Below are 17,554 nucleotides of genomic sequence, written 5' to 3'. Positions count from 1 at the left end.
TTTCTTAAATCTCAGCTAAAAATACTTTCTTAAATTCATCTATAGCAATATTTAATTTTTCTTCTATTTCTGAATCTAACGCTTCTCGTTCTTTTATTAGATTAGGAATTTCTCTACTATGAGTATATACAAAATCTAAAAACTCTTTTTCAAAAGTTCTAATTTTATTAACTGGGATATCACTTAAGAAATTATTTACTGCACAGTATATTATTATTACCTGTCTATCTACATCCATAGGGACATATTGATCTTGCTTTAATATTTCTATAAGTCTTTTTCCCTTTTCAAGTCTCTTTATAGTTTCCTTATCAAGATCTGACCCAAACTGAGTAAAGTTTACAAGTTCTCTATACTGAGCAAGTTCTATTCTTAGTGTTGAAGCTACTTGTTTCATAGCTTTGATTTGTGCATTTCCACCAACCCTTGATACTGATATTCCTGCATTTACCGCTGGTCTTTGCCCTGCATGGAATAAATCTGCCTCTAAGAAAATTTGACCATCTGTTATAGATATTACATTAGTAGGAATATATGCTGTAACATCGCCTGCCAAAGTTTCTATTATCGGAAGTGCAGTAAGTGATCCTCCACCTAAAGTATCCGAAAGTTTTGCAGCTCTTTCTAAAAGTCTTGAGTGAAGATAGAAAACATCACCTGGATACGCTTCTCTTCCTGGTGGTCTTCGAAGTAATAATGACATTGTTCTATAAGCAACTGCGTGCTTCGACAAGTCATCATACACTATTAATGTATCTCCACCCTTATACATGAAATATTCAGCCATAGAACATCCTGAGAAAGGTGCCAAATACTGAAGTGATGCTGATTGTGATGCTGTTGCAGCTACAACTATTGTATAATCCATAGCTCCTGCTGATGTTAATGTATTAACTATATTCGCAACAGTAGACTGTTTTTGTCCTATAGCTACATAAATACATGTTACATTTTTACCCTTTTGGTTTATAATTGCATCTATGGCTAGGGCACTCTTCCCTGTTTGTCTATCTCCTACAATTAACTCTCTTTGTCCTTTTCCAATTGGTATCATTGAATCTATAGATTTTATACCTGTTTGCATTGGAGTCTTCACCGATTGTCTTTCTATAACACCGGGTGCTTCTACTTCTACAGGTCTATATTCAGATGCAGTTATAACACCTTTTCCATCAATAGGATTCCCTAATGAATCTACAACTCTTCCTATAAGTTCCTCACCAACTGGTACTTCTACAACTCTTCCTGTTCTTTTTACTAAATCGCCTTCTCTTATTCCTTCTTCGGAACCCAGTAGCACACATCCAACATTATCTTGTTCTAGATTTAGAGCGATTCCATATACATTTTTAGGGAACTCTAAAAGTTCTCCTTCTAGACAATTATCTAACCCATAAATTCTAGCTATACCATCACCTATTTGGATAATAGTTCCTGAATCTATTGTGTTGATGTGGCTTTCGTACCTATCTAACTCTCTTTTTATAATAGACGTTATTTCACCTGGTTTAATATGCATGATTCCACCTCTATTTCTATGACAATTTATAGCATATTATTGCATATCGCTTCTAACATATCTTAATTTACCTTTTACTGTTCCATCAGTAATATCATTTCCTATTTGAACTAATACTCCACCTATTATATTTTTATTTATTTCTTCTTTTATTACTATTTTTCTGTTATAGAATTTTTCAAGCCCCTTAATCAATTTAACCTTTTCTTCTTCAGTTAATGGAACTACTGTAGTAATTTTAGCTTCTAAAATCTTATCTTTTTCTTGTAACTCTAAAATATAATTTTCTTGTTTTTTAGATTCACCCACCATTATATAGTCATTTATAAGCTTATCTATAACACTTTTCCCCATTACATCATTTCCTATAGCAATTGTTATATCATCCTTAGCATCAGCTGCTATAACTTGCTTTATAACAATATCTCTATCATAGAAATCCTGTAACCAAACTCTTAATCTTTCTCTTTCTTTTTCTTCTAGTGGCTTATCTACAGTAAGCGTTGCAACTAACTCTTTATTAAGTTCTTTGAAATTGTATCGATTCACAACGTTACCTTCCGATATATCTTTAAACTCCATTAGTTTATTTTTGATACTACCATCAATGACTTCATTCCCAACAGTTAATAGAATTCCACCTAATAAGGACTCATCAATCTGCTCTTCTAAAATTATTGTTTTCTCATATCTTTTTTCTAGTTTCTGCTTTATACCCACTCTTTGATTTTCATCAAGCGGAATTACAGATTTTATTTTAGCTATAACGGTATTATTATTTTCTAAATATATTAACCTGAACTGGGTATATTTTTCTTTCAGATAAAGAATTCTCCCTTTTTCAATGAGCAATAATAAAAAATTTAATAGTTCATCTTCTATACTTCCCTTGAATAGTTCCTTGAAAATTCTCTTTTTATTATACTTATTGATTTGTGGGTTTTTAATGATTTTAATAAGACCTTCATTACTCTCTATCTCATTAACTATTTCTTTTAAATCTTCTAACACAAGTTCTACATTTCCCGCTTCAACACATGTATTGTAAAGAGCAAGAGCATACCGCCTATCTAAAAATTCATACATTTTTAAATACCTACCTTAGTTATAAATTCATCTATTAATTCTTTATGCTTACTTTCATTAATTTCATTTTCCAAGGTTTTCTCTGCAAGTTTCATTGATAAATCTATAATTTCTTGTTTAATTTCTTGACTAGCCTTAGCTCTTTCTCTTGATATGTCTTTCATAGCCTTTTCTTTAATAGTATTTGCTTCTTTATGTGATTCCTCAATTACTTCTGCATAGACCTTATCAGCCTTCTGCTTAAAGTTTTCTACTAATTTCAAGCCATCATTTCTATACCTTATTACATCCTCTTTATATTGCTCTTTTAATAACTTGGCACGCTCTTCTTGTTCCCTAGCCATATTAAAAGATTTTTCAACCTCTTCTTTTCTAGAGTTTATAACTGCTAAAGTTTTATTAAACACAAATTTTCTTAGTATAAAATAAAATATAAAGAAATTGATGGTCGCTGCCAAAATCATAACTGGATTAATATTCATACATTACGTCCCATCCTTCACCTTTTAACTTAATTAATAAATATGAATTTATACTTTTCTTCATAATACCTTTACTAATCAATTAAGATACGGAACTACACCTTCCTTCTCTTATTTTCTACTAAGTAAACTAACCCTTTACTCCAAATAATATTAATAATAGACCTAGTAAAAATCCATAGATAGCTGTAGCCTCTGATAAAGCTCCACCCACTATTAAAGCACTCATTATTTTACTACTAGCCTCTGGTTGTTTTGCTATACCCTCTACTGCCTTTCCTGTGGCATTTCCTGTTCCAATTCCTCCACCTATAACGCCGATAGCTGCAATCCCCGCTCCAATTGCTGACATTCCTGCTACAAAAGCTGCTGAATCCATTTATAATTCCTCCTTATTTTTTTATTTAACTGATTCTTTTATATACTATCTCACTGTTTCCTATATACATCTGTACATCTTACTTTAATATTTCTGTTATTGTTATAACCTTTTTTCAAATGCAAATAACTTTTAATGTTCTGCTGTAATTTTAATATTTATCATAGTTAACATTACAAAAATAACCATCTGTATTGTTCCATCAAATATATCAAAATACAAGTGGAATGGTATTGGTAGCCCTATTGCTGCAATAAAATTAAGTCCAGTAAGCGCCTCATATAAAAGTTCCATAATGATTGTTGCCGCAAATATATTTCCAAAAAGTCTTAGACTTAATGATATTGGAAGCATAACTCTTTCCATTATATTTATAGGAAGTAGTATGGCCACCGGAGATGCATACCCCTTAAAGTAACCCCAGACACCTAATTTCTTAATTGTATATCCTTGAACTACTAAGAAGGTTGTAATTGCAATTCCTAAAGTCACATTGTAATCAGATGTAGGTGGCTTTATTCCAAATAGCCCTACCATGTTTAATAGAAACAGATAAACTGCTAATGACCCAATATAAGGAATAAACCCATTTGTTCCTTTACCCATATTGTCTTCTACTATACGAGTTAAAAACTCTATTCCCAATTCTATGACACTTTGCACTTTCCCTGGTATTTTTTTAACTTTCTTACTGTACAGAAGCGATAATCCTAATGTAATAACTATCAGTACCCATTGAATTAATATACTTGATGTAATATGAAGTTCATATCCAAAAATATTAAGAGCAAACAAAGGTACTAATTCTTCCATATAATCACACCCTTTCATGCTTTCCTAAACTAACCCCGTAGCATAAAACAGCTAATATCTGTGCTGTATATCCTGAAATAAAAATAAAAAAACTCACCTCACTTTTAACAATGATAGCGAGAGATGTTCCACATACAATTACCATCTTACATATATATGATAGAATAACTAGTAACCCTTTAAAACTATTGTCTCTCATGAGTTGCATCTCTATTGTATATGAGTTTATTATAAGGTTAATAAAACCACATATTATTCCCAATAGAAAAAACAATGAACTCACTCCAAATGGCCATAATAAAATTAAAGAAATTATAATACCAATAACTAAATCATAAAAGCCAATAGTTTTTATAAGATTTACACATTCTTTGTTCATCTATACACCCCTCTTTATTTACATATCAGTATTATACTCCTCTAACTAAATCTTCTAAAACTTAATTTTAACCTAAATTTGGGCAAATAAGTTCTAAAAAGATTACTATGAAATATTAGTACAACCTACCTTCGCTTTGCTACATTTTCCTCACAATTATAACAAAAGGAATAATTCCTAAAAGAATTATTCAATTTTCGATTAAAACTGAAAATTTACAATTAATTGTTAAAAGATTTTTAAATTCCTTTTTATAGTGTATCTTAAAAGATTTCTTAGCAGAACAGACTTTAGCAGATGTTATATACCCATTAAATACCTCAAGTTACATTTAATGTGTAAATATGTATATACATACACACCTTTAGACATATTTTTTTTAATTAATTTATGCAAGTAAAACTTACTATGTTATCCAACATTGTCTAATATTGATTAACCTTTTAATCAGTTATTCAAAAGTCTAACTAATAAGAGCCATCACCCTCTATTGAATCATCATTTTTTATCCAATAATCTACGTATACCTCTCTAAACTCAGTCTTAGTATCTCTTATTACAACTTTTTCTATACCAGAATTTATTATGAACCTTTTGCATAATGAACATGGTGCTGTATTCTTAACATATTCACCATTAGTCATTTCCTTTCCTACTAAATATAATGTACTTCCTATCATATCCTGTCTCCTTGCTGATATGATAGCATTTTGCTCAGCATGAACTGATCGACATAATTCATATCTAGTTCCCCTTGGAACATTTAATGTTTCTCTTCTGCAGTTTCCAATATCTGAACAGTTAACTCTTCCTCTAGGTGCTCCAGTATATCCAGTTGCTATAATTTCATCATTTTTAACAATAATAGCAGCAAAATTTCTTCTTAGACATGTACCTCGCCCTAAAACTGTTTCACAAATATCGAGATAATAATTATTTTTATTTATTCTATCCATAATGTATTCCACTCCTTCATTTTTGATACACAATAACTTTATATGTAATTGTAATAAATAATCACTAAAAGTTTTAAGTGTAAACTTAAATATAACTCATATATATAATATATCAACAAGTATTGTTATTTTATATAAACTAGGTTAACTCTGAGCAACTCTTCTATAAATATTATAATATCTTAATTAATCCCGTATTTAAATAGCATATAATTAAGAATGAGTTCTTATTTAATAATTTTTATACAAAATAGTAATTATCTATTGATAATTATTATTTTGTAGTGTATAATAAGTTCATAAGATAAATACAACAAAGACAAAATAAAATAAATATATAAAAGAATATAGGAGGATTTAATTATGAAAAAATTTGTATGTACAGTTTGCGGTTATATTCACGAGGGAGATGCTGCTCCAAATGCTTGCCCAGTATGTAAGGCCGGTGCAGATAAGTTCGTAGAAAAATCAGATGAAAACTTAGCTTGGGCTGATGAACACAGAATAGGTATTGCTAAAGATATTGATGCTGAAGTAATCGAAGGATTAAGAGCTAATTTTACTGGAGAATGTACAGAAGTTGGAATGTACTTAGCGATGAGCCGACAAGCTGACAGAGAAGGATTCCCAGAAATTGCTGAAGCTTACAAGAGAATAGCATTTGAAGAAGCAGAACACGCTGCTAAATTTGCTGAATTATTAGGGGAAGTGGTTTGTGCAGATACAAAAACTAACCTACAAATGAGAGTTGATGCTGAGCATGGTGCTTGTCAAGGTAAAAAAGATCTTGCTACATTAGCTAAAAAATTAAACCTAGATGCAATCCATGATACAGTTCATGAAATGTGCAAAGATGAAGCTAGACACGGCGCTGCTTTTAACGGTTTATTAAAAAGATACTTCACTAAATAATTAATCATAAATATAATAAGTTTTTGCTATACTTATTAAAAAAGGGTCTTAGTTTACACTAAGGCTCTTTTATTTGTTAATTCTTCAATTTATATACATTATAAATTGAAAAAGGTTATGACCGAGATAGTTTACTCAGTCATAACCTAAATATATTTTATATTATACTACTTAGTTCCAAATAAACGATCTCCAGCATCTCCAAGACCAGGAACTATATACCCACTTTCATTTAACTTCTCATCTATTGATGCTAAATATATATCTACATCTGAATGAGCTTCCATAACAGCTTTTATTCCTTCTGGCGCTCCTACAAGACACATAAGTCTTATATTTTTAGCTCCTCTTTTCTTAAGAGCGTTAATTGCATCTATAGCTGAACCTCCAGTTGCAAGCATTGGGTCAGTTACTATAATATCTCTCTCTTCTATATCTTGAGGTAATTTACAGAAATATTCTACCGGCATTAAAGTTTCTTCATCTCTATACATACCGATATGACCAACTTTAGCTGCTGGTATAAGTTTAAGTATTCCATCAACCATTCCAAGTCCAGCTCTTAGTATTGGAACTATAGCTACCTTTTTACCTGCAAGCATCTTGCATTTTGTAACGCATATCGGAGTTTCAATTTCTACATCTTCTACCTGCATATTTCTTGTAACTTCATATGCCATTAACATTGCAACTTCTTCAACTAACTCTCTAAAATATTTAGACCCTGTGTTTTTATCTCTCATGAACGCTAACTTATGTAATATTAATGGATGATTGATTTCTGTAACTTTACTCATATATTTTTCTCCTCCTAAGATTATCTACTATATTTTTCTTCTATTTGTATAATTTTGTTAACTCTATTTTCATGTCTTCCACCTTCAAAGTTTGCCCCTAAAAATGCATCAACTATATCTAATGCAAGTCCTGGCCCCACAACTCTTTCTCCCATAGCTAGGATGTTTGCATCGTTGTGTTCTCTAGTCGCATGTGCACTGAAGGTATCACTACAAAGTGCAGCTCTAACCCCTGGTATTTTATTTGCAGCTATACTGATTCCAATTCCTGTGCCACATATTAAAATCCCAAGATCACATTCTTTAGCAACTACTGCCTCTCCTACCTTTTGTCCATATTCTGGATAATCGCAAGACTCCTCTGTGTATGTACCATAATCTTTAACTTCGATGTTTTTTCCTTCTAAGTGTCTAATTACATCCTTCTTTAATCTTAATCCACCATGGTCGCTTCCTATTGCTATTCTCATTTTTATCCCTCCTGATTATACTTCTAGGATATCAAATCCTGCACTCTTTTTTAATCTATTCATTATTGCCATTCCAACTCCGATTTCTTCGAAGGCCTCACAAAGTATTACGTCAACATCTAAAGTATCAAAACTTCTTAGCACTCTAAATAGATTTTTTCCTACATCATCCATATGACATCTTTCTCCAAGTGAAACTACAGTTCCATCTTTATAGCATTCTTTAGTTTCATCTGTAGCAATAATACCAACATGTTTACCTTGTTTAATATAATTTAATACTATTTCATTAATTTTTGCAACAACTTTATTTATATCACCTTGAACTATTTTCACTGGTGACTTAGGTGCATAGTGTCTATATTTCATACCCGGAGCCTTAGGTTTAAAGTCATCCTTTGGTTTAGATAATATACATGGGTCTATATAAACCTCTTTATCTATTTCTTTTAACATTTCAAGAGTTATTGCTCCCGGTCTTAATATACAAATCGGAGTTGTAGTACAATCTACTATTGTAGATTCCATACCAACCATACTATTTTCTCCCCCTAGTATACAATCAATCTTCCCATACAAATCCTCAACACAACTATCCATATCTGTAGGACTAGGTCTGCCTGAAATATTTGCTGAAGGTGCAGCTATGGGTACTCCTGCAGCTTTTATAAGACTTATTGCAATATTATTTTGTGGCATCCTTATTCCCACCGTATCTAAATTTGCACTAGTTACATCTGGAACTAAATCTGTCTTCTCAAGTATTATTGTTATCGGCCCTGGCCAGAACTTCTTCATTACTTTCCGTGCTACTGATGATACATTTTTAACATAACAATCTATGTCATAATCAGCAACGTGAATTATAAGTGGATTATCTTGAGGTCTACCCTTTGCTATAAATATCTTAGTTACAGCCTTTGAATCTAAAGCATTTGCCCCTAATCCATATACTGTTTCTGTAGGAAATGCTACAAGACCACCCTTTTTTATAATACAGCCTGCTTCATTAATAACATTTTCATCTAAAGTTTTCTCACTTAACATCACAACTTTTGTTTCCATATTGTTCTTCCACCTACTTTAATACTATCTTAAAATAAATTTATCATTACAAATCCAAATATAATCCCAAGTATAATCCACATTGCATTTGTATAACTACTATGCAATTCATTGCTTTCAGGAAGCATTTGTCCAAAGGCTACATAAATCATGATTCCACTAGCAAAAGCAATACTATATCCTAAAAATACTCCAGATATAGAATTAAGAAGTATACCTATCCACGCTCCTATTACTGTAGGAAATGCAACTAAAAAGCTATACCATAAAATCTTTAATGGTTTTTTACCCGCTGCTATTAATGGTGCTGCCATAGCTATTCCTTCCGGAATATCATGAATTGATATAAGTACACTCATCTTTATTCCCAGTCCTGAGCCCTTTACAAATCCAAAACCCATTATAATTCCCTCTGGGAAATTATGCATCATAAGTCCTAACGCCATTAAAATAGCTACTTTTGTATGATTTGCCATACCTGAACTTATACCATTATTATTACCAACTTTAATCATACAATCTATGAAATATATAACCAGTATTCCAACAATTATAACTAAGAGACTTCTAACAAAACCTATCTTATTAATTGATTCCGGTATAAGTTCTAAGAAAATTATAGATATAATTATACCTGTAGCTATAGATAATAAGATTCCTAGTAATCTGTTTGTAGGATTTCTCAATGATACACCAATAAAAGCTCCTACCATAGTTCCTATAAGAGATACCACAGCAGAAAATATCCCTATTACAAATATTGTACTATTCATAACTCCTCCATAAAAATATTACTTCATAGAAATATATTTATGAATTATGTATTTTATTCGATTTTCTATACTCTTTTATATTCTCTATAGCATTTTCTGTAAACACAGCTCCTACACAGTATTTAAAAAGCATATCAAGTAAAAGATACTTTTTAACTCCGCCTCTTTTTACTATAAAATAATAGCAATCTCCATCATTAGGCATTTTTATTTTTGCATAATGTCTACCTATTCCTTGATACTTTTCTATTACTTTATTGGTAACAACCCTCATTCTCTTATTTCTAAACCGAGACTTTGTTATAATAAGTATTTCAAAATATCTTTCTTGTAGTATTGTGTGAACCATTGCTACATTATTATAGGAAATATTATATCTAATTCTTCCACCAACAGTAGCTATGGTTATCTTGTTTTCATTTAGTTCAAACTTAAGATACTCTTCATTATATCTTATCAACACTGCTGATAATATTAATATCTCTATAACACAAAGATATCCAATAAAAAATACATTAAATTTTTTAGTTAAAGATAATACTATGGGCAATAACAGAAAAATAAAGCCCATAGATAGCATAAACCTTTTATAAGATTTTCTCTGCTTCTTTAAGACTTTATCTATATCCATGTAATACCCCTCCACCTTACAACATTTTAACCTTAAATACCATTACCCATTGCCTTCATCTTCTCAGCTTGGTCTGTAGTTATTAATCCATCTAGCATTTCATCTATATCTCCATCTAAAAATGCTTCTAGCTTATAAAGAGTTAATCCTATTCTATGGTCTGAAACTCTTCCTTGTGGATAGTTATATGTTCTTATTCTTTCACTTCTATCTCCAGTACCTACTTGGCTTTTTCTATCGTCAGCTATCCCTTTAGCTCTCTCCGCCTCTGCAGCTTCAAATAGTCTTGATCTTAATATTTTTAGAGCCTTTTCTTTATTTTTAAGCTGTGATTTCTCATCTTGGCATGATACTACAAGTCCTGATGGTAAATGAGTCATTCTTACTGCAGAATCCGTTGTATTAACGCATTGTCCACCGTTTCCTGAAGCTCTAAATACATCTACCTTTATATCATTCATATTTATATCTAAGTCTACATCTTCAACTTCTGGAAGTACTGCAACTGTAGCTGTTGATGTATGAATTCTACCACTAGATTCTGTATCTGGAACTCTTTGAACTCTATGTACACCACTCTCATATTTAAGCTTACTATATGCTTTATCACCTTTAACCATGAATACAACTTCTTTAAATCCACCGATATCAGTTTCATTAGAGCTCATCATTTCAACTTTCCATCTATTACGTTCTGCATATCTTGTATACATTCTAAATAAGTTAGCTGCAAACAGAGCTGCTTCGTCTCCACCTGCTCCACCTCTTATTTCTATAAATACGTTTTTATCATCATTAGGATCTTTCGGTAATAATAATATCCTTATTTCCTCTTTAGCTCTTTCACAAGTTTCTGTTAATGCCTTAATATCTTCTTGAATCATCTCTCTCATTTCTCTATCTGATTCATCATTTAACATTTCTTTATTTTCTGCAAGTGAGTTTTCTGCATCTCTATATTCTCTGTATTTATTAACTATTATCTCAAGTTCAGCATGCTCTTTACAAAGCTTTTGCCATTCTTTCTGATTAGTCATTACACTTGGGTCACCAATCATATTTGATAATTCATCATATTTGTTTTCTAAAAAATCTAATCTCTCTAACATATATATAACACTCTCCGTAATTTAATCGTAAATCTCTATTTTTTAACATCATTCAATTATACCATAAAAATATGATTTATGGTAACTTTCCTATAACTACACGATGATTTTCACTCAAATCTTTTAAGCTGTATATATCTTGAAATCCTTGTTCTTTCATAATAATTTTTACCTCACGCTCTTGGTCATGTCCTATTTCAAAGCACATATAACCATTTTCATTTAGTAATACTTTCCCATCTCTACATATTCTTCTATAAAAATTTAGTCCATCATTTCCACCCGATAGAGCAATGTGTGGTTCATAATCCTTTACATCATCCATGAGAGTTGGAATCACCACTTCCCTAATATATGGTGGATTGGACACTATCATATTAAACTTTAATCCTTCTTGCTTAGCTTTTATAAATAAATCGCTTTTATTTATTTTTACTCTTTCATGTAAACCTAAAGTTTTAGTATTCTTCTCTGTAACTTCTAGTGCTACTGAACTTATATCATATAGCCATAACTTACTATCCTTAACATAACTAGCAATTGAAAGTCCTATGGCTCCACTTCCACAGCACATATCACATATATCACTTAAATTATTTTCTTTTATAATAGAAATGCATTCTTCTACTAAAATTTCTGTATCTGGACGTGGTATTAATACACCTGATTTTACATAAAAATTAATACCCATGAACTCTACTTGATTTAAAATATATGCCATAGGCATTTTCTCTTTTCTTTTACTTATAAGCCAAAAAAACTTTTCTTCAGTTTCTTCATGTAAAACTTCTGTTCTATTCATAATTATATACAATTTTTCTACTTTTAAAACTTTACATAATAATAGTTGTGTATCTATAATGTATGACTCTATATTTGAATTTTTTAATATTTGATAGCCTTTAATTAATGCTTCGTTTATATTCATATTATTCCTCTTTTACTTTAATTCATTCTATACCTTCCGCAGCCTTCAATGATGTTATAGCTACTTCTAGCATAGATTCATCCGGCTCATTAGTAGTTATCTTTTGCAAAAGTAATCCTGGCCATGCAATAAATCTAGATATCTTACTATCACTTTTCCCAAGCCACTTTATAACTTCATATGTTATTCCAGAAACTAATGGTAATAATAGTATTCTTGATATTATTCTCTGTCCTATTGACTGCCACCCTGTAAAAGAAAATATAATTATACTTATAACCATAACTAGGAAAAGAAAATTAGTTCCACACCTTGGATGAAATCTTCCAAATTTCTGTGCATTTTCAGGTGTTAATTCAACTCCACTTTCATAACAAAATATGGTTTTATGTTCAGCTCCATGATATTGATAAACTCTTTTAATATCTTCAAGTTTTCCTACAAAGAAAATGTATGATAAGAATATTATAACCCTTATTACACCTTCTATTATATTTAAAATTAAAGGATTTGAGGTCACAACTTTTTTCATTATACTAGTTAATACTGTTGGTAAAATAAAAAATAGTAATACCGAAAACACTAGGGAAATTACTAATGATATTCCCATTAGTACGCTACTTCCTTTATCTTTAAATTTCTTATCAAACCATTTATCAAATTTAGACTCAGGCTCATCTTCATCTTCAAAAAATGACGCAGAATACTCTAAGCTCTTCATACCTATTATTAAAGATTCTATCAAAGATATAAATCCTCTTATAATAGGAAGTCCCAAAAATTTGTTCTTCTTTACTAAACTTATACTCGCTTCTTTTTTTACCTCAATCACTCCATTTGGCAGTCTCACGGCAGTTGCAAGCCCTTTAGAGCCCCTCATCATTACTCCTTCAATGACCGCCTGACCCCCTACTGTTGTATTTTTTTTCATTTCATCACCTACTTCTCATTTTATTTTTAAAGTCACCACTTCATTACTATCTATTTATCACATATTTCAATTTTTACAGATTACCAAATCCTCGTTCCTTCTATTACAATTTAATTCTTTACCTTTAAATTAAACAATAACTTTAAATACATATACACCCTACATTATGTATGAATTAAAACTCATATTATAATAAAAAATCCCCTTTATATTTAAAGTAACATTGAGGACAAAGTGATTCATACTCCACATTATCTTCTTTATCAATAGCTACTTGATCTCCCTCAAATACAAACTCTCCATTAATTTTTCTTCCATTTAATATAGCCTTTTTACCACATTTACAAATTGTTTTAAGTTCTTCTAAGCTATGAGCTATTAGAAGAAGTCTTTTACTACCTTCAAACCCCTCCATTTGAAAATCTGTTCTTAGTCCATAGCATATTACTGGTATATCTAATATTACTGCAATCTTAAACATTTCATCAATCTGCTGCTTTGTAAAAAATTGAACCTCATCTGCCAATATGCAGTGAACATAACCATTATCTTTTATGAAATCTTGCACAGAAGTAAATATATTTTCACTTTTACCAAAACTTAAATCTACTTCTTTTGTAAATCCTAATCTAGATACAATTTTATTTCCACCTTTTGTATCTGTTTTAGGCTTTATAATTATAGTCTTCATTCCTCTTTCTTCATAATTATAAGCCACTTGAAGAAGATTTGTAGACTTTCCACAATTCATTGCTCCGTATCTAAAATATAATTTACTCATAGTAATATTCCTCCAAAGTCTATTGATTAATTATATACTCCTATTTTATTAGAAAATCTATGATTAATCAAATTAATATTATGTGTAATTTCTTATTTTCTTTATCTAGTCTATTTATATTTAAAATACTAAAGCATCTTCTATTAAAGACTTTTTACATTGACAATTAACTTTACATATTGTATTTATTAAAACTTAATTTTTTTCATTTATATTCCTATTGATTAATATAGATTTTATTATTGACCCATATTATCAACTATGCTATAATCTAGTAGTTGATAATACGGGTATATATGTAATATCGAAAGAGGTGAAATGTAATGCAAGAAGGAATACATCCAAACTTTAACAATGAAGCTGTTGTTAAATGTGCATGTGGAAATACTTTTGTAACTGGTTCTGTTAAATCAGAATTAAAAGTTGATATTTGTTCAAAATGTCATCCATTCTTCACAGGTAAGCAAAAGAATGTTGATGTTGGTGGAAGAGTTGATAAGTTCATGAAAAAATTCAACCTTAAAAGCGAATAATCATATATATTTTTACTTAGGAGAAGTTTACTTCTCCTATTTTTTATGTTAAACATTAGCTTTATAAAAAAGGAAGTACCAGATTAAAATGGTACTTCCTTTTTTATATTCATTTTAACTATAGGGTAGTTTATATATCATATATGCCTACCTTAATAATTCTTGATTCTTTGATACAACCGCATAAAACTCATCATTATTTTCTGTTTTAGATAATAATCCTAAAAGCTTTTCTGTAACTACTTGAGGATTGCCCGCCTTATACATAGTCTTTCTTATGTTGTAACTAACTTCTAACTGAGATTTTGTAATCAATAAATCTTCCCTACGAGTTCCAGATTTATAAATATCTATTGCTGGGAATATCCTTCTCTCTTGTAGTAATCTATCAAGATGAACTTCCATATTACCAGTACCCTTAAATTCTTCAAAAATCATGTCATCCATTCTACTCCCAGTCTCAACTAGTGCTGTAGCAAGAATAGTTAAACTTCCACCCTCTTCAACATTCCTAGCTGCACCAAAGAATTTCTTAGGCATAAGTAATGCACCAGTATCTAATCCTCCTGATAAGGTTCTACCAGTTCTTGTTATTGTTAAATTATACGCCCTTGCAAGTCTTGTCAAACTATCTAAAAGTATTATAACATCTTGTCCTTGTTCCACCATTCTCTTAGCTCTCTCAAGTACCATATAAGCAACCTTAGCATGGTGTTCTGGTTCTTCATCAAAGGTAGAGTAAATCACATCGCCCTCTATAGATCTCTGCATATCAGTAACTTCCTCTGGTCTTTCATCGATTAGAAGTACTATAACCTTAACTTCAGGATGATTTGCCGCAATGCTATGAGCAATTTTTTTTAGGATAGATGTCTTTCCAGCCTTTGGAGGTGCAACTATTACTCCTCTTTGACCCTTACCAATTGGCACTAATATATCCATTATACGAGTTGATAGATCCTTAGAATTCTCAGTTTCAAGCTTTAATCTTTCTGTAGGATATATAGGTGTTAACCTTTCAAAAGGAACTCTTCCTACAGCCTTTTCAGGATTTTCTCCATTAATCTTTATAACCTGTAGTAGAGCTTTATACTTCTCCCCATCCTTAGACATTCTCACTCTACCTTCAACCTCATCACCAGTCTTAAGATTAAATCTCCTAACCTGAGATATAGAAACATATATATCATCATTACCACTCAAGTAATTATTCATTCTCAGTAGTCCAAAATTTGCATTATCACTAAGTTCAAATACACCTTTTGCCGTTTCAGATTCACTTATTAAACTCTTTAACCTTTCACGCTTCTCTTCCATGGCTTCAATTCTTTCTTTCAATGTAAGTTCCTTGCTTACTTCTGTATCTGTAGGTTTATTATCAGATTCATCATATAAAGAATTCTCACGATCTACTATATTATCTTCATCTTTATCTTCATTCTCAGACCATACTACTGTATTCTCTGTTTCTTTCTTAGTAATTTTCTCTTGAAGTATAACCCCTGACTTTTCAATCTGAGCAGGCTCCATTCTCATATCTTTAGACTTCTTATCTATTTCATATGATTCTTCTTCAGTTTTTTCTAGTGATACCCTTTTAATTTCATCAATTAATTCGCTCTTTTTAAATTTTGTAACGTTTTTTATTCCTAATTCCTTTGCAATACCTTTCAATTCTATAACATTCATGCTATGTAAATCTTCATTATTCAAAGGATCACCTCCTAATCAATATCTATGTTGTATTTGTATTTATATATTATGGGAATATTTATAGATGTGTAATTTGACTTGCAATTTTACTATATGAAACTTTTAATGAAACTTTCAACTAAAAAACGACTTAATTCTTTTACATAAGTTACAGTACTTTAATTAGCTTAGGCGAGGATACTATCTTCTACCTTTTACTGATATAAGTATACACTAAATAATAGAAAAATCTATGATAAAGCTTAAAAATGTTTCGCTTACTCTAGTTAATGATATATAATATTCAAATGGTAAATTTAAATAACTTTTGTTATTATTACCATATTATTCGAATTATATACTAACCTATAAGGCTTTATCTAATTTATATTTACGTATTTTATATTGAAGAGTTTGTCTTGGTACATCTAAAAACCTACTTGCACTACTTACATTGTAATTATAAATTAATAATGCTTCCTTTATATATTCAATTTCCATCATTTCCATCTTTTTTCTTAAAGATGTATTTTCTTTCACACCATCTAAACCTAAATTATCTACTTCAACAAACCCTTCTCTTTTAAAGTTTAAAGCTCCTTCAATTATATGTTCAAGCTCTCTTACATTTCCATCGTAATTTTTTTTCATTAATACGTTAAGAGCTTCATTACTTATTCCTTTAACCATTGTCCCAAGTTTATAATTTAGCCTATCTATAAAACTTGTTATTAGCAATGGTATATCTTCCCTACGAGAATTTAACACAGGCATATTAACTCTTATTACATTAAGTCTATAATATAAATCCTTTCTTAATCTATTACTCTTCACTAAAAAATCTGGTTCTTCATTAACCGATGCTACTATCCTTACATCTGTTTTTCTAGTATTAGTTTCTCCAACCCGCCTAAATTCTCCTTCCTGAAGCACTCTAAGAATTTTACTTTGGAACGCTATGTCCATAGAATTAAGTTCATCTAAATAAAGAGTTCCACCCTTTGCAAGTTCAAACAATCCCTCTGATTCTATAGCTCCCGTAAATCCACCTTTTCCTACGCCAAAAAATATACTTTCCAATAGATTTTCAGGAATTGCAGCACAGTTTTGAGCTATAAAAGGTTTTTTTCTTCTTATGGACCCATTGTGTATCGATTGTACTACTAACTCCTTACCTGTACCTGTAGCTCCATATATAAAAATTGGAGATGCAGAGTTACAAATCTTCATTCCCAACTCTTTAACTCTCTTTATTTCGTCACTACACCCAATAATATCCTCAAAGCTATACACACATCTTCCCCTCCTAAACTTTAAT

General features: G+C 30.7%; 20 protein-coding genes. 2 read left to right on the top strand and 18 right to left on the bottom strand.

Going from position 1 to position 17,554, the window contains the following annotated elements; translation table 11 throughout:
* Nucleotides 1-4 precede the first annotated feature (4 nt).
* The 7 genes from atpA to RSD37_RS11765 all read right to left on the bottom strand — a co-directional run bounded on the left by atpA (nt 5) and on the right by RSD37_RS11765 (nt 5,614).
* A complete protein-coding gene (gene atpA / locus RSD37_RS11795; protein WP_346946942.1) occupies nt 5-1,519 on the bottom strand; it encodes a F0F1 ATP synthase subunit alpha in 1,515 nt (504 codons plus the stop codon).
* Between the two features lie 36 nt (nt 1,520-1,555).
* Nucleotides 1,556-2,605: a F0F1 ATP synthase subunit delta gene (locus RSD37_RS11790; RefSeq protein ID WP_346946941.1), complete on the bottom strand. Its 1,050-nt coding sequence runs from the start codon at nt 2,603-2,605 to the stop codon at nt 1,556-1,558.
* A 2-nt stretch (nt 2,606-2,607) separates the two neighbouring features.
* Entirely contained in the window at nt 2,608-3,087 is a 480-nt protein-coding gene (locus tag RSD37_RS11785) for a F0F1 ATP synthase subunit B (protein WP_346946940.1), read from the bottom strand.
* Nucleotides 3,088-3,217: 130 nt separating this feature from the next.
* Nucleotides 3,218-3,466, bottom strand: coding sequence for an ATP synthase F0 subunit C (gene atpE / locus RSD37_RS11780; protein ID WP_346946939.1), 249 nt, complete (start codon nt 3,464-3,466; stop codon nt 3,218-3,220).
* A gap of 132 nt (nt 3,467-3,598) precedes the next feature.
* On the bottom strand, nt 3,599-4,279 hold the full coding sequence (locus RSD37_RS11775) for a F0F1 ATP synthase subunit A (RefSeq protein ID WP_346946938.1): 681 nt from the start codon (nt 4,277-4,279) through the stop codon (nt 3,599-3,601).
* A 4-nt stretch (nt 4,280-4,283) separates the two neighbouring features.
* A complete protein-coding gene (locus RSD37_RS11770; protein ID WP_346946937.1) occupies nt 4,284-4,658 on the bottom strand; it encodes a hypothetical protein in 375 nt (124 codons plus the stop codon).
* A gap of 467 nt (nt 4,659-5,125) precedes the next feature.
* Complete coding sequence (locus tag RSD37_RS11765) at nt 5,126-5,614, bottom strand: deaminase (protein ID WP_346946936.1); 489 nt, start codon at nt 5,612-5,614, stop codon at nt 5,126-5,128.
* Nucleotides 5,615-5,977: 363 nt separating this feature from the next.
* Between RSD37_RS11765 and RSD37_RS11760 the strand changes: the two genes are divergently transcribed.
* The gene (locus tag RSD37_RS11760; protein ID WP_346946935.1) at nt 5,978-6,526 is read left to right on the top strand and encodes an NADH peroxidase; all 549 of its coding nucleotides are present in this window, start codon (nt 5,978-5,980) and stop codon (nt 6,524-6,526) included.
* Between the two features lie 167 nt (nt 6,527-6,693).
* On the opposite strand, the gene upp is transcribed toward RSD37_RS11760, so the two are convergent.
* The 9 genes from upp to RSD37_RS11715 all read right to left on the bottom strand — a co-directional run bounded on the left by upp (nt 6,694) and on the right by RSD37_RS11715 (nt 14,011).
* The gene (upp, locus tag RSD37_RS11755) at nt 6,694-7,323 is read right to left on the bottom strand and encodes a uracil phosphoribosyltransferase (RefSeq protein WP_346946934.1); all 630 of its coding nucleotides are present in this window, start codon (nt 7,321-7,323) and stop codon (nt 6,694-6,696) included.
* Between the two features lie 20 nt (nt 7,324-7,343).
* Nucleotides 7,344-7,793 (bottom strand): ribose 5-phosphate isomerase B, encoded by a 450-nt coding sequence (gene rpiB / locus RSD37_RS11750; RefSeq protein ID WP_346946933.1) that lies wholly within the window; start codon nt 7,791-7,793, stop codon nt 7,344-7,346.
* A gap of 15 nt (nt 7,794-7,808) precedes the next feature.
* A complete protein-coding gene (locus RSD37_RS11745; protein WP_346946932.1) occupies nt 7,809-8,858 on the bottom strand; it encodes an L-threonylcarbamoyladenylate synthase in 1,050 nt (349 codons plus the stop codon).
* Nucleotides 8,859-8,887: 29 nt separating this feature from the next.
* On the bottom strand, nt 8,888-9,631 hold the full coding sequence (locus RSD37_RS11740; RefSeq protein ID WP_346946931.1) for a ZIP family metal transporter: 744 nt from the start codon (nt 9,629-9,631) through the stop codon (nt 8,888-8,890).
* 37 nt (nt 9,632-9,668) lie between these two features.
* Nucleotides 9,669-10,262 carry a hypothetical protein gene (locus RSD37_RS11735; protein ID WP_346946930.1) on the bottom strand — a complete coding sequence of 198 codons (594 nt, stop codon included), beginning with the start codon at nt 10,260-10,262 and terminating at the stop codon, nt 9,669-9,671.
* A gap of 32 nt (nt 10,263-10,294) precedes the next feature.
* Entirely contained in the window at nt 10,295-11,371 is a 1,077-nt protein-coding gene (gene prfA, locus RSD37_RS11730) for a peptide chain release factor 1 (protein WP_346946929.1), read from the bottom strand.
* A 76-nt stretch (nt 11,372-11,447) separates the two neighbouring features.
* Nucleotides 11,448-12,299, bottom strand: a complete 852-nt coding sequence (prmC, locus tag RSD37_RS11725) for a peptide chain release factor N(5)-glutamine methyltransferase (RefSeq protein WP_346946928.1) — start codon at nt 12,297-12,299, stop codon at nt 11,448-11,450.
* Nucleotides 12,300-12,321: 22 nt separating this feature from the next.
* The gene (locus tag RSD37_RS11720) at nt 12,322-13,230 is read right to left on the bottom strand and encodes a DUF1385 domain-containing protein (RefSeq protein WP_346946927.1); all 909 of its coding nucleotides are present in this window, start codon (nt 13,228-13,230) and stop codon (nt 12,322-12,324) included.
* Between the two features lie 187 nt (nt 13,231-13,417).
* Nucleotides 13,418-14,011 (bottom strand): thymidine kinase, encoded by a 594-nt coding sequence (locus RSD37_RS11715; RefSeq protein ID WP_346946926.1) that lies wholly within the window; start codon nt 14,009-14,011, stop codon nt 13,418-13,420.
* A 323-nt stretch (nt 14,012-14,334) separates the two neighbouring features.
* On the opposite strand from RSD37_RS11715, the gene rpmE reads away from it, so the two are divergent.
* Nucleotides 14,335-14,544, top strand: a complete 210-nt coding sequence (rpmE, locus tag RSD37_RS11710) for a 50S ribosomal protein L31 (protein WP_346946925.1) — start codon at nt 14,335-14,337, stop codon at nt 14,542-14,544.
* A gap of 147 nt (nt 14,545-14,691) precedes the next feature.
* On the opposite strand, the gene rho is transcribed toward rpmE, so the two are convergent.
* Both rho and RSD37_RS11700 read right to left on the bottom strand, forming a co-directional pair.
* Nucleotides 14,692-16,257, bottom strand: a complete 1,566-nt coding sequence (gene rho, locus RSD37_RS11705; protein WP_346946924.1) for a transcription termination factor Rho — start codon at nt 16,255-16,257, stop codon at nt 14,692-14,694.
* Nucleotides 16,258-16,602: 345 nt separating this feature from the next.
* Nucleotides 16,603-17,529 (bottom strand): sigma 54-interacting transcriptional regulator, encoded by a 927-nt coding sequence (locus RSD37_RS11700; RefSeq protein WP_346946923.1) that lies wholly within the window; start codon nt 17,527-17,529, stop codon nt 16,603-16,605.
* Between the last annotated feature and the right edge of the window lie 25 nt (nt 17,530-17,554).

Origin of the sequence: Clostridium sp. (assembly GCF_036646415.1) — a bacterium.
Lineage (GTDB): Bacteria > Bacillota > Clostridia > Clostridiales > Clostridiaceae > Clostridium_J.
The sequence above is the reverse complement of the archived record's forward strand: the minus strand, read 5'-3'. Positions and strand labels throughout refer to the sequence as shown.